We start from the raw sequence: 20826 nt of genomic DNA, 5'->3' as shown, positions 1-20826 counted from the left end.
GCACGCCGCGCCTTGATCGAGATCATCGCCGCCGCCCGCCGGAGGCGCGAAGGCTAACACAGGCGGGCGTTTATGTCCCGCTGCCGAGACAAGCCGCCGGAAGACGGTGGCGCTCGCCGATTCATCGGTTAAGGTATCGGGGAAACGGCGGCTCCCAATTCCGCCGGAAACGAAATCTGCCGGAGAGGATACCGGCGAGAGGAGAAGGACATCATGGCCGAGGCCATCTATCCCGTGCCCACCGAGTGGGCCAAGAACGCCCTGATCGACGAGGCGCGTTACCAGCAGATGTACGCGCGCTCGGTCGAGGACCCGGACGGGTTCTGGCGCGAGGAAGCGCAGCGGATCGACTGGATCAAGCCGTTCAGCGTCGTCAAGCAGACCAGCTTCCACGAGGCCGACTTCGGCATTTCCTGGTTCACCGACGGCACGCTCAATCTCTCGGCCAATTGCCTCGATCGCCACCTTGCCGAGCGCGGCGATGCCGTAGCCATCCTCTGGGAACCGGACGATCCGAAGAACCTGGAACGCCGCATCACCTACCGCGAGCTCCACGCATCGGTCTGCCGCTTCGCCAATCTGCTCAAGGCCAGGGGCGTGAAGCGCGGCGAGCGGGTGACGATCTACCTGCCGATGGTGCCCGAAGCGGCCGTCGCCATGCTCGCCTGCGCCCGGATCGGCGCGATCCACTCGATCGTCTTCGCCGGCTTCTCGCCCGACGCGCTCGGCGGCCGCATCCAGGACTGCGACAGCCGCATCGTCCTTACCTCGGACGAGGGCCTGCGCGGCGGCAAGAAGATCGCGCTCAAGGCCAATGTCGATGAGGCGCTGAAGGCCTGCCCCGGAGTCGATACCGTCATCGTGCTCAGCCATACCGGCGCCAAGGTGCCGATGGTCGAGGGCCGCGACATCGACTGGGCCTCGGCCGTCGCGGAGCAGTCCGCCGACTGCCCGCCCGAGGAAATGAACGCCGAGGACCCGCTGTTCATCCTCTATACTTCCGGCTCGACCGGCAAGCCCAAGGGCGTGCTGCACACTACCGGCGGCTATTCGGTCTGGGCCTCGATGACGCACGAATACGTCTTCGACTATCGCCCCGGCCAGATCTACTGGTGCGCGGCGGATATCGGCTGGGTCACCGGCCATTCCTATGTCGTCTACGGCCCGCTGATGAACGGCGCGACCACGGTGATGTTCGAGGGCGTTCCCAATTTCCCCGATCCGAGCCGCTTCTGGCAGGTCGTCGACAAGTTCGAGGTCGAGATCTTCTACGGTGCGCCGACCGCGCTGCGTGCGCTGATGCGCGAGGGCGACGACTGGGTGAAAAAGACCTCGCGCCAGAGCCTGCGCCTGCTCGGCTCGGTGGGTGAGCCGATCAATCCCGAAGCCTGGTCATGGTATCACGAAGTCGTGGGGGAGGGGCGCTGCCCGATCGTCGATACCTGGTGGCAGACCGAAACCGGAGGCGCGATGATAACCCCGCTGCCCGGCGCCACCGCGCTCAAGCCGGGTTCGGCCAGCAAGCCGCTGTTCGGGGTGAAGCCGATGCTGCTCGACAACGACGGCACCGTGCTGGAGGGGGCCACCGATGGCTGCCTCGTCATCGCCGACAGCTGGCCGGGCCAGATGCGCACCGTCTGGGGCGATCACGAGCGCTTTTTCCAGACCTATTTCACGACCTTCCCCGGTCACTACTTCACCGGCGATGGCTGCCGCCGCGACGAGGACGGTTATTTCTGGATCACCGGCCGCATCGACGACGTCATCAACGTCTCGGGCCACCGCATGGGCACGGCGGAAGTCGAATCCGCGCTCGTGGCGCATCCCGCCGTCGCCGAGGCGGCGGTCGTGGGCATGCCGCATGAGATCAAGGGGCAGGGCATCTATGCCTTCGTCACCTGCAATGCCGAAGTGGTGCCCGACGAGGAGCTGCGCCGCGAACTGATCAAGTGGGTCCGCCACGAGATCGGCCCGATCGCCACGCCCGACGTGATCCAGTTCGCGCCCGGTCTGCCCAAGACCCGATCGGGCAAGATCATGCGCCGCATCCTGCGCAAGATCGGCGAGAATGACTTCTCGAACCTCGGCGACACCTCGACGCTCGCCGATCCCTCGGTGGTCGACAACCTGATCGCAGGCCGTCAGCAACCTGCTACCGCCTGAAGCCCATCCCGCTGAGGCGGTGCGTGTTCGCGCATGCCGCCGCAGCAATTGTGTCATCGAACGACCGTAGGGTTTCCGTCTCGTAAACTGAGGCGAAACCATGAATGCGACGCTAACGGCCTTCGATGGCAATTCTGGGGCCGGGACCAGTACCCGACCGGAACTCGACAAGGGGCTGGGCGCCGCGGGCCGGATCGGCTTCGGTGCGGCGATCGCCGCCGCGCTGTTCTATGTCGGTTACAGCGTCTATTCGGACGCCGCGGCAGTCGGGGTGGAACCGACGACCTACCTGCCGTTCCTGCTGCTGTTCGTCGCCCTGCTGATCGCGCTCGGCTTCGAGTTCGTGAACGGCTTCCACGATACCGCCAATGCCGTGGCCACGGTGATCTATACCAATGCCATGCCCGCCAACGTGGCAGTGGTCTGGTCCGGGTTCTTCAACTTCCTGGGCGTGCTCGTCTCGACCGGGGCGGTCGCCTTCGGCATCGTCTCGCTGCTGCCGGTCGAACTGATCCTGCAGGTGGGATCGAATTCCGGCTTTGCGATGGTCTTCGCGCTGTTGCTGGCGGCGATCCTCTGGAACCTCGCGACCTGGTGGCTGGGCATTCCCTCGTCCAGTTCGCACACGCTGATCGGCTCGATCATCGGCGTCGGCGTGGCCAACGCGCTGATGCACGGCAAGGGCGGTACGGCAGGTGTGGACTGGGGCAAGGCCGCAGAGATCGGACAGGCCCTGCTGTTCTCGCCGCTGATCGGTTTCGGCATCGCCGCACTGCTGTTCCTGGCCATGCGGGTGCTCGTGCGAAAGAAGGCGCTTTACGAAGAACCCAAGGACGGCGCGCCGCCGCCATTGTGGATTCGCGCGCTGCTGATCTTCACCTGCACCGGCGTCAGCTTCGCCCATGGCTCGAACGACGGCCAGAAGGGCATGGGCCTGATCATGCTGATCCTGATCGGCACGGTTCCTACCGCCTATGCGCTGAACCGCGCGGTTCCGGAGCGCTACATGGCCGAGTTCCACAGCCGCTCCATCGCAGCGGAAGCCGCGCTGGACAGCAGTGCGCAGCGGATCGACATGGCCCCGGAAGAGGCGCGCCGCAGGGTGACGGCCTATATCGCCGACAAGAGCTTCACCCCGGAAACGCTTCCAGCCCTCGCCCGCCTCGTCCATGATGTAGATCGGCAGGTGATGGGTTACGGCTCGCTTGCGAAAGTCCCCGCGGCGGCGGTCAGCAACATCCGCAACGACATGTACCTCGCCTCGGAGGCGATCAAGGGGCTGGGCAAGCAGAAACCGCCGGTGCTCTCGCAATCTGCGCAGGACAGCCTGGCCACTTACAAGACCTCACTCGATGCGGGCACCCGCTTCATTCCGACCTGGGTCAAGATCGCCGTGGCCTTTGCACTCGGCCTCGGCACCATGGTTGGATGGCGCCGCATCGTCGTGACCGTGGGCGAGAAGATCGGCAAGACGCACCTCACCTATGCGCAGGGCGCCGCGGCCGAACTCGTGGCGATGGGGACGATCCTCGGCGCCGATCACCTCGGTTTGCCGGTCTCGACCACCCATGTCCTTTCGTCCGGTGTCGCCGGGACGATGGCGGCGAACAGGTCGGGCCTGCAAATGAGCACGATCCGCAACCTGCTGATGGCTTGGGTGCTGACCCTGCCGGTCTCGATCGTGATGGCGGGCGCGCTCTACATGGTCTTTGCGCAACTGTTCTGACGAGGAATTGACACAATTCGCGTCAGGGACGCTCCCGAAAGGAGAGTGCATCCCTGACCGATTGCCAAAGGCCCCGCAGCGGCCCGATCGCCCCCTTGAACGCGACGGCGGCGGGAATGACGAGCGTGACTTCCGCGCCGCCCTCCGGACCGCGATCGAGCAGCATCCGGCCTTGCAGCTTCCTTGCGCGCTCCTGCATGCCGACCAGCCCGAAATGACCGGCGCGGCGCCCGGCCTGGACCACCTCGTGATCGATCCCCACGCCGTTGTCGATGAACGAGATCGTCAGTGTGGTGGCAAGATAGTTGATGAGGATATCGACCCGGCTGGCCCCGGCATGCCGGGAAATATTGAACAGGGCCTCGGTGGCGATCCGCGCAACTTCCTCGGCGACAGAGGGCGTGAGGGGTTGGATTTCACCGTAGCTGACGATGTTCAATTCGGCCTTATCGGCAAGTCCGCTTTGCGCGGCGATCGCGCGCAGCCGCACTTCGAGCGAATCGACCTCGCGGTGCGCACGCAAGTTGTATACGCGGTCGCGTCCTTCGGCGATGACCGCTTCGGCATGTTCGATCACGCCCTCCAGACGCTCGGAACCGGCATGGCTGGACCGAAGCGAGGTCGCCACAAGACGGAAGTCGAGCAGCAGGGCCTGAACCGACTGGAGAAGCGTGTCATGAAGTTCGCGGGCGATACGTTCGCGCTCGTCATGGCGCTCGGCCAGGCGGGCGCCGATACTCCGGCCGACGGCAGCGACGCGCAGGCGGATGCCCAGCCACAGCAGCGCGAAGAAGGCCGCGCCGCATAAAACCTTGAAATACCAGCTTTCGAGGAAAGTGGGGAGGATCTCGAACGAGAGCCAGCGTGTCGTCGTCCTGCCGCCGTCTGCGGATGCCATGACGACGAACCTGTATTTGCCGGGGCCGAGGTTCGAGTATCCCGCTCCTCTGCGCGGGCCGGCGTCGATCCAGTCCGCATCCACATCTTCGAGGCGATAGCGGATGCGCACGAGGTCGGGGCGCAGGATGCCCGTCGCGGAAAAGGCAATGCGCACCGAACGGGTGCCGGCTTCAAGCGTGACCGGCTGCGGGTCCCGGAAGTTCGCCCGATTGGTCGTCAGGAGGCGGAAGGCGATGTGCGGCGGCGTGTTGTCGATACTCGCCGAGCGTGGGTCGATGCGCGCCAGTCCGGCGGTTCGGACGGCCCATATCCGTCCTTCGCCGTCGCGGGCGATCTTCTGCCCGACCGGCCCGAAACGCTGCGCGCTTCCGGCCAGGCCGTCACGCCCGTCGAAAAGGCGCCGCCGCAACGGTGCGCCGGGGTGATCGAACGCTGCCTGCAGGTCGGCGGTCCGCACTTTGGACAGGCCCTCCAGACTGCTGAACCAGACGTCTCCGCCCGGCGTCTCCACCATGGTGTTCACGCGGCGTGTCCAGGGCGCGGACAAGGGATCAAGCCGTGTGGCATAGCCGCCGGCGAAGCGAACAACACCGTTGCCGGCAAACGCGACGAAACCGCCGAGGCCGGGAGAAATGCTGTTTATCTGTGTCGGTTCAGTGCCGGGAAGACGATAGATCAGCTTGCGGTTGCCGGAAAAGACCGCGATCGTCTCATTGTCGAGCGGGACGGCGATCTCACCCTTGGCATTGGCAGAAAGACCGAGGACACCGCCTCTGGCTTTCGCCCTAAGGTCGGGGCGTTCGCGCATCTTCCCCTCATCGTATCGCCAGGTGCTGCCGTCATAGCCTCTCAGCCATATCCTGCCGGCGGAATCGAGCCCGCACGCACTGGGAGCCACGGATATCGACATGAGATATCTAAGCCGGCCTTGCGCCGACAGGGCGTATATCTTGTGGGCCTGGGCCAAGATGATCTCTCCTGCCTTGCCTGCGCAGAAGATCGGATCGTCCTTCAGGTCCAGAACGTGTCTGGCGGCAGATCCCGGTTGCAATCGATAGAGCTTGCTGTGCGATGCCGCATAGACGGTGCCGTCCCTTGCGCTGACGAGCTGGATACCGTCGACATTGTCGCCAGCCACTGCTGGATCCATGACGACGTCGGCGGATCGAAACCGGAGCAGGCCGCGGCTGTCCGCTATCCATATGGCGCCCTGTGTATCGCTGAAGTTCGCTCTCACGCCATCGGTGTCAGCGGTATCCGGCCAGCGGTAGGTCTCGATCGCCTTGTCGGTCTTTCCGGGCTTCAGATTGAGCCGGCTGGTGACCGGGGAACCCCACGAGCCGCTCCATACGCCGCCGTGATCGTCGAACGAGACAAAGCGCATGCCGTTGCTGCGCGGAATCGGGTACGTGGCGCCAACCGGCTTGAGGCCGGAGCCGGACAGGGCGTAGCGCCGCAGCCAGTCCCGGTCCGAAATCCAGATATTCCCCCCTCGATCAACGGTAAGCCGCGCGAATTCGTAGGTGCCGGGCAAAACCTTGAACCGGCTCTCTCCAGGCGCCAGCCTTGCGATCCGGGTTTTACGCTGGTCGGTGTCGAGCACCGGGGCCAGGATCGATCCGTCGCGAGTGGCAATTATACCGATCGTGAAGCCGGGAGGAAGGCCCAGTTCATCCTCGACCTGTTGCCACTTGCGGTCCTTCCACCGCCAGAGACGTCCCGATATTCCGCCCCATTCCGCATAGATAGCACCGTCAGGGCCTTCCAGGAGGTTGGTCACCATGAGCGGCGGGCGGGGCAGCTTCATGTCTTCGAGACGCCCGTGCTGGTAACGGGAAACGCCCGCGCTCTGGGCAAACCCGATCCACAATTCACCCTTGCGGCTGACGAAGAGCGAAGAGACTGAAAACGGACTGGTCCCCTTGATGTCCGGGCCGGTCAGGTGCTCGAAGGAAATACCGTCGAAGCGCCAGAGGCCGTCGTCGGCACCCAGCCACAGGAAACCGTCAGGTGTCTGCGTTATCGTGTTGATGAGCGAGGGCGCGCCTTCTTCGGCATTCCAGAAATCGTGATGAAAGCGCCCGAGGCTCATATCGCCGTGAGACTCGGGATCGGCCATGGAAGACCGCGCCTGATGTTCGGCAAGGGCAGGGGCGGCAGCAGGCCCCCCGATAAGAACGCTCAGTGCAAGACAGGCGATGACAGCCTGCAAGCGGGAGCCTGCCGCAAGGTTCACACGATAAATCCCAATAGACCGTGCGGCCAGTCCTTGCCCGCGACTGGAGCCTGATCCCGATTATCAGGCCCTCTTCACCGCTACATGCCCGTTCGTCGCCGCCTCGTCAAAGCTCCTGGGGCAGCAAGGCGTGGATCTCCGGAATGTCTTCGTCGCAGGCGAAATCGGTGTGCAGCTTGCGCCAGGCCCTGGGCGGCATTCCGGTGAATTTCCGGAACACCCTGCTCATGTGGCTTTGGTCGGCAAATCCGCACCCCACCGCAATGTGCGAGACGGACAGAGCCTCATCCCGAAGCATCTCCTTGGCCTTTTCGACCCTGCGGCTGAGCAGCCACCGATGGGGCGGCATGCCGACGGACTGCTTGAAGGAGCGCGCGAAATGGGCGACGGACAGGCCGCATTCCTCGGCCAGAAGCTCGACGGAAACGTCTCCGTCTATCGACGCTTCGATGAGTTCCTTGGCCCTGCGTTCCTGCCAGGCGGCAAGGCCGCTTCGTGATTGCGGCGAAGTTCTTTCCTTTATTCCGTAATGCTGCGCGATGTGGGCGCAGAGAGCCCAGCCTACCTGCTCCATGAACAGGCGACCGGGTTCGATGGGTTTGTCGAAAATCGGCCACAAGGCCTTGGCCAATCGATAGATCTGCAGGTCCTCGACCGGCTCGCCCGGAGCGACATCGAGACCGTCGATCTCGCCGTGGGTACCCTTCATCGCAGCGATGCCCAATGCACGGCGGTCCAGGTGAAAATTCAGGCAGGCGAATGGCGAACGCAAATTTGCGCGCCAGGACCTGCGATAATCGAAGAACGCCGTATGTCCGGAGGCCTGCCGCCGGAACCCAAGTTTCCGACCATCCAGGAAAATGTCGCCTTCATAATCGATCATCTGGACGTTGATCATGAAGGCGTCCTCGGTGACATGAGCGTCGGTCATGCCCACACCGCCGGTTTCCGAACGCAGCCGGGCGATACCGATCGGAAAACCTCCTGGCCCTGCGAAACTGACAGTCGAGGCGTCTTTCACGCGCAGAAACGACTGCAAACGATTGGTGTCGGAGTTGATGTGTCTGTCCATAGCCGATCCGGGGGTCCTTGGCGTTGCGACGAGACTGAGTGAATGTGAGCGCAGTATCCGCGTCGAGAGGCTCTGCGTCCCCCCCCCATTTCGAGGGGTTGCCCCCTCGAAATGGGGGGCTGCATGCGGATTGTCTCACGGCAGGCACGGCGTTATCCGAAGACCTGATCAAGGAGGCGAGAGCTCGAATGCGAGAGGACAAGATCCGCATTGTCGTTGCGGACGATCATCCCCTCATCCGGCGCGGCGTACGTGCGGTGCTGTCCATGACCGACGAAGTCCATGTCATCGGAGAAGCCGAGGATGGCCGTCAGGCCGTCGATCTCTACCGCGCGCTGCTGCCGGACCTGATCCTGCTCGACCTGCAGATGCCCATCCTCGACGGGATTGCGGCGATCGAACAGATCAGGCGGGAATTCCCGGAGGCGAAAATCCTGGTGCTCACGACCTATTCGGGCGACGCCCAGGCCTTGCGCGCCCTGCGGGCAGGGGCCCTGGGCTACATCCTCAAGAGCAATCTGCATAACGAACTGATCGAGGCCATTCGCACGGTCCACGAGGGCCGAGAATATCTCAGCGCGGAAGTCGTTTCCCAGATCGCCCAGCACCAGGGCAACCAGCAATTGACCGACCGGGAACGAAGCGTCCTGACACTGGCCGCTGCCGGAAATTCCAACAAGCGCATCGCCGCCAGCCTCGAAATCTCCGAAGAGACCGTGAAGGGCTACATGAAGATCATTCTCGGCAAGCTGGAGGCGGTAGATCGCACTCATGCCGTGACGATCGCTTTGCGCCGGGGAATGATCGAACTCTGAAGCGCCGCACAGCCTGCGAAAGAAATCCTGAAAAATAACCGGCGTTCGTTCGTCGAAAGGTCCCATCTTTCGTGCGAGCAAGCCTTGAGCCTTTTTCCTACCGCCCGCATCGCGCTCGCCCTGTCGACAGCGGTGTTGCTGTTCTCTCTTCAGGCCGCCAGTGCGCCCGCCCGGACCGACGACGATCCTTCCGGCCTGCGAGCGCTCTATGCAGGACCGCCGGAAACCTGGCCCCGTCCATGGCTGGAGCCGGGAGCGCGGTTCGCGGAGTTCGGTCCGGTCCCCGCCGTTTCTCCCGCACCCGATGCGCAGGCGGTCTCTCTGGGTAAGCGCCTGTTCGAGGAGCCTCGCCTTTCGGGGTCGGGACAGATCGCCTGTGCATCCTGTCACAACATCGAACTGGGCTTCACCGATGGACTGCGCACGTCCTTCGGCCATGATCGCAAGCGCGGGCGCCGCAATGCACCCGCCCTCTTCACGGCGGGCTGGACCCACGACCTGTTCTGGGACGGGCGCGAGACGACACTGGAAGCACAGGTACTCGGGCCGCTTTCCGACCCTCTCGAAATGGCGGGTAACCGCCGCCGCATCGAGCGCTGGATCAATCGCGAGGAAAGCTACCGTGAGGCCTTTGCCGCCTTGAACGGACCGCGCCGTATCCGGCTGGACGATATCGCCGCGCTGATCTCCGTCTACGAGCGCAGCCTTACCCCGCCGAAGAACCGCTGGGACCGGGTTTTCACGCAAGGTGTAAGCGTGCTTGGCGACCGGCAACTGCAGGGCCTGCACCTGTTCCGCACGAAAGCAGGATGCGCGAACTGTCACAGCGGGCCGCTTCTTACCGACAACCGATTCCACAATCTCGGCCTCAGCTTCTACGGCACGGCAAAGCAGGATCTCGGTCGCTGGGAAGTCACCGGCAGGCCCGAGGATGTCGGTGCCTTCCGCACGCCGACCTTGCGCGGACTGATCTACACCCGCCCCTACATGCACGCCGGGTTCTTTCCCTTCCTGGAGCCGGTGGTGATGTTCTATGCGGGCGGGGGAGGGACCGATGTGAAGACCGGGCCAAAGACTGGGGCCCCGGCCGAAACCGCACCGCCGCCGCTTGCCGATCCCTTGCTGAAGCCCCGCGACCTCACGCAGGAGGAACGCGAGGCGCTCGTCGCGTTCCTGCAAGTCCTGTAAGTTCAGCGCGGCAGCATGAATTCGACCGGGACCACCAGTTCCAGCGTTTCTCCCGTCCGGTCTTTCGGTGGCTCCGGCAAGGGCGAAACGCGCTGCGGCAAGGCGATCGCTTCCCGGTCCAGCGCGCCGCTGCCCGAGCCCTGGGCCAGCGCGACGCCCAGCACCCGTCCCTGCCGGTCAATCGTGATACGAACCCAGGCGACGCCCTGATCGCGGCGCGCCCGTGCCGTGGCGGGGTAGCGCTTGCGACTGGCGAGCCGGGCAAGAACGCGGCTTTCCCAACTGTCCTTGGCATTGGAAGATACGGTTTCCGCAGGCGGCGCCTCGATCGCCTTGGGTGCCACGCTTTCAGCCTGTGGCGGCCGCGGTTGCGGGTCGGCGACCGGAACCGCAGCGGGAAGGGGCGGCGCCAGCGCGATCACGGCGGGCGGGACCTCGACCGTCACGGCTTTCGCGGGCACCGGGTCGCTTTGCTCGACCGGCTCCGGAGCATCCTTCTCGGCCTCCCGTTCCGGCTGCGGGGGCGAGGCGGGGGCGGCGAGATCGATGACGGCCAGCGGCTCATGCAGGGCGGGCGATGCGGTGAAGGACCACCCGACGAGCAACGCTCCCCCCGCACAGGCGTGCAGAAGGAGCGCAATGGACAGGCCGCGGGCGCGGTCGGCGGCCGATGGCCGGTACGTCTGCCGGTAAGCCATGTCCGAGGGTCAGAAATCGACGGCGAGCGATGCGCGCACCGATCGCGGTGCTCCCATCGTGAGCACCCCGCGCGAGGCGGCGGCCCAGTAGTTGCGGTCGAACAGGTTGTCCGCGGTCAGGCGAAACTGCATCGGTCGCCCGGCGGCCTCGAAGGCATAGCGGATGCCCGCATCGACGCGTGTCCAGGCCGGAATGCTGCGGGCCTTGGTCGTGGTGAGGTCGATATATTCGCGGCTGGTATAGACGACACGCCCGGTGAGTGTCAGGCCGGGAACCATTGGCACGTCCCACTCGGTGCCGAAGTTGACGTTGAACTCCGGCGAACCGCGCGCGCGGCGACCGTCGTTGAGGCCGCCCTCGGTGCGGGTCATCTCGGCATCGAGGTACATCGCACCGCCCAGCAGACGCAGATGATCGAAGGGCTGGCCGAAGAAGTTCAGCTCGATCCCGCGATTGCGCTGCAAGCCGTCGTATTCCAGCGTGGGCTGGCCGCCAGTCGTGGCGCTGGCGACTTCGACGGCACTGGGGACCGCGATCTGGAACACGTCGGCGGTCACCGTGAACGTGCCGAGATCGTACTTCACGCCCGCCTCGTACTGGTCGGTGACGAAGGGCATGAAGATGTCGCCGGCATTGGCATAATAGCTGCTGGCGATACCGCCGGGATTGAGCGATTCGATGTAGCTGGCGTAGACCGACAGGTTCTCGACCGGCTTCACGACCAGCCCGACCGAAGGCGAAACGCGGCTGCGGTCATAGCGGCGGGTGAGGACGCCGGCTGTCGAGAAGGTCTTCTGCCCTACCTTCTGGCGCCGCGCGCCAAGCATCAGGACCACCCGGTCGTCCGCCATGCTCATGATGTCGGCAACGGCCTGCCCCTCGTAGTCGTACTGCGATGTCAGGCGTCCGGCGCTCTTGCTCAGGGCTCTGCTATCGGGGGCCGGGTAATAGATCGGCGTATAGATGTTCGAAGCCGCGCAGCCGGTGCCGCAATCGGAGAGGTAATAGTTCAGCTGGCCACGCTTCGCATTGTTGGCGGAGGCGATCACCGAAATGCTGTGCGAGATCGGGCCGGTATCGAACTTGCCCTTGATCGAACCCTCGTAGCTCTCGTTGCGGCTGCGCGCCGGTATCCAGTAGGGGAAGCCGCTCTTGGCGCCCTGGACACTGGTGATGCTGTCGATCACCTGGAGATAGACTTCGTCCGACTGGTTGCGGCTATAGGCGGCGGTAGCCGTCCAGCCCGGCGCGAAATCGTATTCGATGCGGCCGATGCCGTAGTCGGTCTGGCCGTCCCAGAACTCCCACTTCTGCTTGGAATTGGTGCGGGCGTCGGGCGCCTTGGGCACGGCCACACGCGAGCCGATGCGGGTGCTGCTCCAGCCCCCCTTGAGCAGGCGGTCCTGATGGCCGAGATCGATGGTCACGCGAAGATCGTCACTGCGATAGTCGAGCGCAGCGGCGACCATGGCCGAGCGATTGTCGGTGTGGTCGACATCGGTGGCGCCGTCGCGGTAGACCGCATTGACGCGCACGCCGAAGCCCTTGTTCGCCCCGAACCGGCGCGACACGTCGAGATTGGCGCCGAACTGGCTTTCCGAGGCGTAAGTCGCGGTCACCCGGTTGAGCGGGGTGTCACCGGCCCGCTTGAGCACGTAGTTGATCGAACCGCCGAACGACGAGCCCCAGGGGCTGACGCCGTTGAGCATCGCGCTCGGCCCCCTGTGGACTTCGACCCGTTCGACCGCCTCGATCATCGTGCCGCGCGTGTCGGAAGCGCCGAACATGCCGTTGACGAGCACTTCGCGCCCGGTCAGTTCGAAGCCGCGCATGATGACGGTGGCAGACTCCCCGTCGCGCGCAGCGCTGACGCGGATCGACGGATCGTTGTCCAGCACGTCCAGCAGGCCGCGGCTATTCTGGTTCTCGATCAGTTCGTTGGTGTAATAGGTGACGTTGAACGGCGTATCCATCACGCCGACATTGCCCAGCAGGCCAAGCTGGCCGCCCGTGGCGACTTGCCCGCCGGCATAGGCCGGGGGAAGGTCGGCAGGACCGGCATAGCCCGCGCCGCCTGTTCCCGCGCCTTCGACGCGCACCGAACCGAGCTGGATCGAACCGTCCGCGCTGCGAGGCGCAGCGATCAACACGACCGCGCTGCCCGACATGCGCCACGTCACCCCGGTGCCCGACAGCATGTGGCTGAGTGCGGTGAGGGCGGGCATCTCGCCCTGTACGGTCTGGCTGCGAATGCCGCTGACCACGGCGGCATCGGCGGTGATCTGGAGGCCGGACTGGCGCCCGAAGGCATTGATGGCGCTCGCCAGCGACTGGGCAGGAATGTCGAAGCGCTTGGCCCCCGCCTGTTCTTGCGCCCGCTCTTGCGCCTGGGCCTGGGCAGGCGCGGTCAGAGCCATGGCGCTCACACCGACAAGGGCAACCAGGATCGCCGGGCGCAGCGCATCACGGCGGGGACGCGGCCCGCCACGGAGAGAAGTCGTCATTCGTAACCCCCAAAAGGAACATGGCCAAGGAGCTTGGCATTGCAAATGCGTTGCAATCGCGGGTTAGACGGAGTGGTCGGGATTATTTTTCACAGCATCTGAAGATTTTTTGGGGCCTTGGAAAATGCCCCGGATTCAGCGGGCGCGCACGATCGTCAGGTAAGGCGTGACCCGGGTGATCGAGCCGCCCGCCGGAGCAACCATGGCTTCCAGGGCCTTGGCCGGATCGCGCGCATCATAGAGGCCGGTGATCCGGCGCTGCGCCAGCTTGCGGTCGGCAATGACGATCCAACCGCTGTCGTAGCGCCTGATCTCGTCAACGGCCTCGGCTATCGTGGCTTCGTTCGCGAAGACATAGCCCTCGCGCCAGCTGCCGAGAGTGGCGACCGGCACTTTTTCCTCCCGCATCCTACCGTCGCCATGCTTGATCGCGAGACGGTCTCCGGGAAGGAGATCGCGGCTGCGTCCCGCTGCCGTCACCCGAACATGGCCGCGGCCCACGCCGACCTCGGTACGGTCATCAAGAGCGCGCACTTCGAACGCGGTGCCGAGAACGCGGGTCTCGGTGCCCTCGCTATCGACCAGGAAGGGGTGCGAAGCATCACGCGCCACGTCGAACCACGCTTCGCCCGCAAGCAGGCGAACCCGCCGTTCGCCGCCGGACATATCCACGTCGATGGCACTGCGCGCGCCGAGACGAACGGTGCTGCCGTCGGCCAGACGCACATCGCGAAGCTCTCTTGTGCCGGTCGCATGATCCGCCCGCATCCGCAGCAGCAACGAAGGCTGTATCGCCAGGACCAGAGCGAGCGACGCCGCCATGGCGCCGAATGCGACGACCAGACGGCGAGACCTGACTGGCCGCGTCCGGGCGACGGGGAAGGCGATGATCTCTGCCTCAGACCCGGCGTTCCGGCCATGCTGCCCTTCCGGTTCGACATCGCCCAGTATGGCCCAGGCCTGCTGGGCCCGCGCCCAAGCGCGCCGATTGTCCGCAGCCTCATCAAGCCAGGCCTCGATCCGCCCGCGCAAGGCCGCATCGCCGGGCGCAGCCTGCGCGTCCATCAGGAGACCGACGGCGGTGTCCATCGTTTCCTTGGGAAGTGGGGCGGGGTTCATCGTCTCTGCCTTGCTGCGGTGCCGGTGCTCTGGCAACCGTCATGACGGACGAGCGCGGCGAATTTTTCACGGCAGCGCGATTTTTGGTGCGGAGCATTCCGGAGCATCATGTCGCGTCGTCCCCGATCGCCATCGCCACGCGGGAAAGGGCCTCCTTCACCAGCCGGTGAACCGTGGCGATCGAAACGCCGAGCCTTTCCGAAATCTCCTGAAGCGTGAAGCCTTCGAAACGGCTCATTTCCAGCGCCAGCCGCATGCGTGGTTCCATCTCGCGCAGCACGGCCTCCACCCGGTCAACCAGTTGTCGATGCGCGGCTTCATCCTCCGGGTTGGGAGCCTGAGCCGGCATCATCCACCACTGCGGTGCTTCCTCCTCGCGGCGCTCGATCTTCTCGCGGCGCACCCGGTCGAGCGCGATGTTGCGCACGATCCGATAGAGATAGGACAACGGACTGCGAATATCCTGCCGCGCAGTTCTGTCGTCCGTACCGGCCAGCCTGAGGAACGCTTCCTGGACGACATCCTCCGCCTCCGACCGATCGCGCACGATCGGCCTCGCATAGCTCACGAGAGCAGCGCGGTGGCGGATCAGATCGTCCAAGCAGGGTTCCCGGCAAAAGCGTGTTGAGGGGCTGCCGGCTACCATAGGTGCGAACCGTTCGCAATTACCGTGGAGGGTTCCCGGCGCGATATCCCTATCCGGTGAGCTGTCTGCCCGAAATCCCGGTCTCGATCCGAGCGGCGAGCGCGGTGTGGCGGGAGGTCTGCATGACGCGGCTTTCCACCGCCTGCTGCATGACCTTTTCCCATTCGTCGACGACACTCTCGGCAGAAAATGCTTCCGCGATAGCTCCGGCTTGGGTGCCGAGACGCCTGCGCAGTTCGGGATCACGCATCAGATCGCGCATGTTTTCGGCCAGGGCAGCAACGTCTTCTGGAGGAACGAGCCTGCCATTGACGTCCTGCTCGATATATTCGCCCGGTCCCCAACGGCAATCGAAGGAGATCGCGGGAATTTCGGCGGCCAGTGCTTCTGCCAAAGCGTTGCCCCAGCCTTCGAAACGCGAACTCATGACGAAGATATCGGCGCTATCGACCCAGCCTCCCGGACTGTCACTGACACCGGCAAAACGCACCCGTCCCTCCAGACCGAGTTCAAGCGCCATGGCCTCCAGTCGCTCGCGTTCCGGACCCTTGCCCCAGATGACCAGGTTCCACATCGGGAATTCGCCCGAGACTTGCGCAAAGGCCTGCAGCAGCAGGTCAAAGCCTTTCTGGGGAACCAGTCTTCCGACCGCGGTGACCCATCTGATGTCTCCAGGCGGCCGAGTTCGGCGTTCGAAACGGAGCACGGGGTTGGGGATGACCCATTCTCGCGGGCGCATGACAGGCGGAAAGCAGCCCATCGCGCCCTTCGTCATGGTCACCAGCCCGAAAGCGCGAGGATAGAGGCGCGCGCGCAGCCACGACCAGATCGGCCCCACCGGCTGCTCCTGAGGATTGTTGCGCTCCGACACGATGATGGGAGTATGCCGTCCCAGCCCGGCCATCAGGGTGAGAATGTTGGTCCGCGTCAGGAAGCTGACCACGACGTCGGGGGCAGCGTCGCGCAAGGCACGGCGGAGCCGCAGGACACGCCTTACGGCAGTAACCCTGCTTGCGAGGATCGACTGGCGCCGCGGCGGAAGATCGAGCTGGCTCACGTCCACGCCGGAAGGGTACTCGTAATAGGACGGGCTTCCCGTTTCGGCGAAGGAGATCACGCTGATGCTCCAGCCCCGCCGGTCGAGCACTTCGGCAATGACGTTGGCGACGCGCTCGGCTCCGCCGGCGGCCAAGCCGGGGAGAACCAGGACGGCGCGCTTTCGTGTGAGACTGGCAGGCTCGCGGTGAAACCGTGCAAACGCGCGCTGAAAGCCCTGCTGATAGCCCGTCGTTGCCATCGCCCTTCGAATCCCCCCGTTACCGGCATTGCGCGACCGGCCGTTTCGACTTCTTCGCCGAACGATCGTCCCGTGCGAAGGCCCAGGTCCTTCTACACCCAAGCGGCATCGATATGAGCAGCCGTCATGAGAGTTAATCCGCCTTATCCATGAGGTTACTCCTCCCGGATATCCTCCCGAGCGGCCGGTTCCGGCGGAAATGCGGAAACGGGCTCGGCGGAATGGGATCGGCAGTCATGCCCCCTCATTACGGATGGGAAGCTCGCCGGGTTAAAATCTCGACACCCTGAATTGGCCACTCATTTTCGAGTAACCGTTTCCGCAGTATTTCCCTGCTGCACGCGAATGATTCGCTGCAAACGGGGGTATTTCATGAAGACTATCTACAAGCTCGCGCTGCCCTGCGCGGCGCTTATCGCGCATCCTGTCGCCGCGCAGACGCTGACTGCACAGACGGGGGCGGCACCTGTGGCTCCGGTGCAGGCCGTGGCGGCAGCGCCTGCGGTTTCCATAGTGCCTGCGGCTCAGCCCGACATCATGCGGGCCGGTCTCGCCATCGCCATGGTCACGCGCGAGGAACTGACGACCAAGAAAAAGAAACTGCGCGTGGGGCAGCGCTTTCAGATGGAGGTCGCCGAGAACGTGACGCAGAACGGCGTCGTCGTGATACCTTCAGGCACGTCTGCGATCGGGGAAGTGACCGAGGTCCGCAACAAGGGCATGTGGGGCAAGTCGGGCTATATCGGCGCGCGCGTCGTTTCGCTCAATCTCAATGGCCGTAATGTGCGTATGTCGGGCACGTTCGACGACAAGGGCGTGACAGGCACCGGCGGCGTGGTGGCGGCGATTGCGCTGGTTCCGCTTGCGGGGTTTCTTACCACCGGCACCAGCGCGTTCATCGCCAGCGGCTCGGCGGTTAAGGGCTTTCTCGATGAGGATCTCGCCTTCCAGGCCGTCCAGCCGCAATTGATAACGGTGGCAACGCCCGCGCCCGTTCCTGCGGTTCAGACTTCTGCCGAGACAGTCCGGTAAGAACCGATTTCGCCACCCTCGCGGCTCGCCGTCGCGAGGGTGGCCCGTTTCCCAGTCGCAATCAGGTCGAATAACGCTGTTTGCCGCCCACGAAAGTCCGAAGCACTTTGGTCGACAAGTAGCTGTCCTGCGGCGCGGTGAGCAGGTCGCGGTCCAGTACCGTGATATCGGCCAGATAGCCGGGTGCGATCAGGCCCTGACGGTCGTCGCGGAAACCGGCATAGGCCGCCGTCGCGGTATAGGCGATCAGGGCATCCTCCACGCCGATGCGCTGCTCGGGATGCCAGCCCTGCGGATTGAGACCGTCGATGGTCTGACGGCGTACCGCGGCATCGATTCCGGTCAGTGGATCGAGCGGCGCGACTGGCCAGTCGGAACCGAAGCACATCTTCACTCCGGCCTCCAGGAACGACCGGAAAGCATATGTCCGGTCGAGCCGCTCCTCACCGATCCGCTTAACCGCCCAGCGACCGTCGTCGATCGCATGGTAGGGCTGGACGGAAGCGATCACGTCCTGCCGCTTCATGCGCGCAATGGCGCCGGGGCTGAGATGCTGGGCATGTTCGATGCGGAAGCGGCGGTCGCGCGGACCGTTGCGCTGCGCCGTTTCCGCCATGATATCGAGCACGACGTCGTTGGCCTCGTCGCCGATGGCGTGGACGGCAAGGGCCAGACCCGCGGCATCGATCCGGGGTATCCATTCGCGCATGCTGTCTATCGGCGTCGTCCAGACCCCGTGCTGGCCTGGGGCATCGGCATATTCCTCATGAAAGCGGGCGGTGCGGGCGCCGAGCGAACCATCGGACACGCACTTGATCGCGCCCCAGTGCACCCAGTCGTCCCCGCGCCCGTGCTCGCGCACGAAGGCGGCCATGCGTTCCCAATCACCGATCGGCGTGAAGGAATAGAACCGGAGGTCGGTTTCCGCCGCGCCGTTCGCCCGCAGGCGCAGCAGGGCATCCTGCACCGACCAGTCGATCTCGGTATTGTGGACTTGCGCCACGCCCTTGCTCAGCGCGTAGGCGATGCCTGCGCGAAGGGTTCGTTCAGCCTGCTCGGGGCTTGGTGGCGGAATGCGGGCCAGTGCACGTAGACGGGCATTGTCCTTGAGCACGCCGGTCGGTTCGCCTTGTTCGTCGCGTTCGATTACGCCGCCTTCGACATCGGGCGTGTTGCGGTCGATGCCGACCAGCCTGAGCGCCACCGAATTGAGAAACAGCGAGTGCAGGTCGGTGCGCGGGATCGCGACCGGGGTGTCCGGTGTAACCGCGTCGATCCATTCCTTGCGCGGGAGCACACCGCCGATGCGCTGTTCGTCCCACGGCCCGCCAAGCAGCCATTCCCCCTTGGGCAAGGCCCGCGCAGCGGCGCCGATGCGGGCGACGAAGTCTTCGCGGCTTTTCGCTTCAAGCAGATCCGGCCGGGAGAGATTGGCCGCGCCGCGCAGGAAGTGGGTGTGGCAGTCGGTGAAGGCGGGCATCGCGAACGCACCCTGAAGATCGATCACCTGCGTACGGCGCCCGGTTGCGGCCTTGACCGCCGCCGCGCCGACCGCAGCGATGCGATTCCCGGCAATCCCGATGGCATCGGCATGGCCGCCCCGCTTGCCGGTCCAGACGCGGGCGTTGACCAGAGCAAGGTCAAGCGTGCGATCCGCCGCGAAAGCCGGACGGCAAAGCATCGCGGCAGTGCCGCCAGCAAGGAACGATCGGCGGTTGAGGATCAGGGACATGGCGCCTCCGGTGGAGATTCTGGACGATCACATGTCTATGGTCGAGCAGGCGAGCGGCGCCATCCTCCAGTTTTTTCCGGATAGAGGGGGCCAGAGGTTTCGCTTCCACTCTGCCGAGGGGAGCGAATGCCATGCCGGATCAGGGATCAGGACGGTAGGCGCGCCACCCGGTCCAGCGCCGTGGCGAGCGTGCGGATGGCGCTGTCGGCTTCGGCGGGGGTGAGACTGGCGAAACCGATGCGAAGCCCGCTTTCGGCTTTCATCTCGCCCCCGTGTACCGCCATGAAGGATTCCGACGAGGCGAAGCGCAAGCCCAGCGATCTCGCTTCGGTTTCCAATGCGGCCAGATCGGTACCAGGAAAACGCAGCCAGAAGGCCAGGCCTCCGTCCGGCGTCTCGAAGGTGACGCGGTCTCCAAAGGTCTCGCGCAGTTTCGCGGCAAAGCGGGTGCGGCGTTCGGCGTAGACCTTGCGCGCCTTGCGGGCATGGCGCCGCAGCGCGCCGCTGGTGATCAACTGCGCCACCGCGTCCTCGGTGACGGTATTGCCCATGCCATCGGTGAGCGACACATAATGCCCCAGCGCCCGAATCATCGGCTCCGGCGCCACGACATAGCCGACGCGCAGCGCGGGCACGAGCAGCTTGGAGAGCGAGCCGAGGTAGATCACATGATCCGGCGCATAGGCGGCCATGGGCAGAAGCGGCTGCGAGGCGAAATGGAATTCGTGGTCGTAATCGTCCTCGATGATTGCGAACCCGAACTGCTTGGCAAGGTTGAGCAATGCCAGCCGCCGTTCCGGGCGCAGTTCGGCGGTCGTCGGGAACTGGTGATGCGGCGTGAGGAAAATCGCCCGTACCTTGTATTGCCGACAGGCCCGTTCCACTGCGTCGATGTCGATCGCGCGTCCGTCGAAAGGAACCGGAACGATCCTGGCGCCCATCATGCGGAAAGCGGCGATGGCAGGTTCGTAAGTGAGTTCCTCGACGATGACCGCGTCGCCGGGGCGGACCAGGGCCTGGGCCGTGAGAAACAGGCCGTTCTGACTGCCGCGGGTGATGCAGATTTCCTCCGGGCCGACCGTCAGGCCGCGCTGGTGGCGTAGCATGTCGGCGATGGCGGACCGCAGCGCGGGGGTGCCGAAAGGCTCGCGGTATTGCAGGTAGTTCTGCGATGCGGAACGTTGCAGCGCGGACCGATAGGCCTGGGCCAGCACTTCGGTCGGGAACAGACGGCCATCCGGCGCACCTTCGTCCAGCTTGATGCCATCGCCGGTCGGCAGTGCCAGAGGACGCTCCGGGGTCGGCAGGATGCGATATTGCGGCTCGGGCGCCATCGAGGCGTGCAGGCCTTGCACGGGCTGGACCTGCTTCCCGCCGATCGGGACCAGTTCCCTGTGCGCCCCGGCTTCGCCGCCAACCGGATCGGGAAAGCCGGTCGCCACCATGGTTCCGCGCGTTCCGGCGGATTCCAGCCAGCCCTGGGCGATCAGTTCCTCGTAGGCCAGCACCACCGTCTTGCGGTTGAGGCCGAGTTCTGTCGCCAACTGGCGGCTGCCGGGAAGATAGGTGCCGGGCGTAAGCCGTCCGCGTTCGATATCGCGGACGATCGCGGCAATCACTTGCAGGTAGATCGGTGTCGGCAGTGCAGGATCGATCCTGTCACCCAGCGTGACGTGTAGGGGGCGCAGCATTGGCTC

Annotated in this window: 14 protein-coding genes; 5 read left to right on the top strand and 9 right to left on the bottom strand. The window is 64.9% G+C overall.

Annotated elements, in window-relative coordinates:
- Positions 1-213 precede the first annotated feature (213 nt).
- Positions 214-2163, top strand: coding sequence for an acetate--CoA ligase (acs, locus tag ACZ1II_RS15975; protein WP_465144625.1), 1950 nt, complete (start codon positions 214-216; stop codon positions 2161-2163).
- A gap of 100 nt (positions 2164-2263) precedes the next feature.
- On the top strand, positions 2264-3889 hold the full coding sequence (locus tag ACZ1II_RS15970; RefSeq protein ID WP_465144624.1) for an inorganic phosphate transporter: 1626 nt from the start codon (positions 2264-2266) through the stop codon (positions 3887-3889).
- Between the two features lie 22 nt (positions 3890-3911).
- On the opposite strand, the gene ACZ1II_RS15965 is transcribed toward ACZ1II_RS15970, so the two are convergent.
- On the bottom strand, positions 3912-6908 hold the full coding sequence (locus tag ACZ1II_RS15965; RefSeq protein WP_465144623.1) for a sensor histidine kinase: 2997 nt from the start codon (positions 6906-6908) through the stop codon (positions 3912-3914).
- A gap of 223 nt (positions 6909-7131) precedes the next feature.
- Positions 7132-8097 carry a helix-turn-helix domain-containing protein gene (locus tag ACZ1II_RS15960; protein WP_465144622.1) on the bottom strand — a complete coding sequence of 322 codons (966 nt, stop codon included), beginning with the start codon at positions 8095-8097 and terminating at the stop codon, positions 7132-7134.
- Between the two features lie 188 nt (positions 8098-8285).
- Between ACZ1II_RS15960 and ACZ1II_RS15955 the strand changes: the two genes are divergently transcribed.
- The gene (locus ACZ1II_RS15955; protein WP_465144621.1) at positions 8286-8912 is read left to right on the top strand and encodes a response regulator; all 627 of its coding nucleotides are present in this window, start codon (positions 8286-8288) and stop codon (positions 8910-8912) included.
- An 84-nt stretch (positions 8913-8996) separates the two neighbouring features.
- Positions 8997-10100 (top strand): cytochrome-c peroxidase, encoded by a 1104-nt coding sequence (locus tag ACZ1II_RS15950; RefSeq protein WP_465144620.1) that lies wholly within the window; start codon positions 8997-8999, stop codon positions 10098-10100.
- Positions 10101-10102: 2 nt separating this feature from the next.
- Here the strand turns inward: ACZ1II_RS15950 and ACZ1II_RS15945 are convergent, their stop codons facing one another.
- The 5 genes from ACZ1II_RS15945 to ACZ1II_RS15925 form a co-directional block, all read right to left on the bottom strand.
- The gene (locus ACZ1II_RS15945; RefSeq protein ID WP_465144619.1) at positions 10103-10705 is read right to left on the bottom strand and encodes an energy transducer TonB family protein; all 603 of its coding nucleotides are present in this window, start codon (positions 10703-10705) and stop codon (positions 10103-10105) included.
- A 102-nt stretch (positions 10706-10807) separates the two neighbouring features.
- Positions 10808-13303: a TonB-dependent siderophore receptor gene (locus tag ACZ1II_RS15940; protein ID WP_465144618.1), complete on the bottom strand. Its 2496-nt coding sequence runs from the start codon at positions 13301-13303 to the stop codon at positions 10808-10810.
- 135 nt (positions 13304-13438) lie between these two features.
- Positions 13439-14422, bottom strand: coding sequence for a FecR family protein (locus tag ACZ1II_RS15935; protein ID WP_465144617.1), 984 nt, complete (start codon positions 14420-14422; stop codon positions 13439-13441).
- A gap of 106 nt (positions 14423-14528) precedes the next feature.
- Entirely contained in the window at positions 14529-15023 is a 495-nt protein-coding gene (locus tag ACZ1II_RS15930) for an RNA polymerase sigma factor (RefSeq protein ID WP_465144616.1), read from the bottom strand.
- Positions 15024-15117: 94 nt separating this feature from the next.
- Positions 15118-16365, bottom strand: a complete 1248-nt coding sequence (locus tag ACZ1II_RS15925) for a glycosyltransferase family 4 protein (protein ID WP_465144615.1) — start codon at positions 16363-16365, stop codon at positions 15118-15120.
- A 372-nt stretch (positions 16366-16737) separates the two neighbouring features.
- Between ACZ1II_RS15925 and ACZ1II_RS15920 the strand changes: the two genes are divergently transcribed.
- Entirely contained in the window at positions 16738-17397 is a 660-nt protein-coding gene (locus ACZ1II_RS15920) for a hypothetical protein (RefSeq protein ID WP_465144614.1), read from the top strand.
- Between the two features lie 61 nt (positions 17398-17458).
- Here the strand turns inward: ACZ1II_RS15920 and ACZ1II_RS15915 are convergent, their stop codons facing one another.
- Complete coding sequence (locus tag ACZ1II_RS15915; protein WP_465144613.1) at positions 17459-19129, bottom strand: amidohydrolase; 1671 nt, start codon at positions 19127-19129, stop codon at positions 17459-17461.
- Between the two features lie 146 nt (positions 19130-19275).
- Entirely contained in the window at positions 19276-20820 is a 1545-nt protein-coding gene (gene pdxR / locus ACZ1II_RS15910) for a MocR-like pyridoxine biosynthesis transcription factor PdxR (RefSeq protein WP_465144612.1), read from the bottom strand.
- Between the last annotated feature and the right edge of the window lie 6 nt (positions 20821-20826).

The sequence above is a fragment of the Novosphingobium sp. BL-S-20 genome (assembly GCF_055521635.1).
Note: the sequence above shows the minus strand (reverse complement) of the source record. Positions and strands in the feature narration are given on the sequence as shown.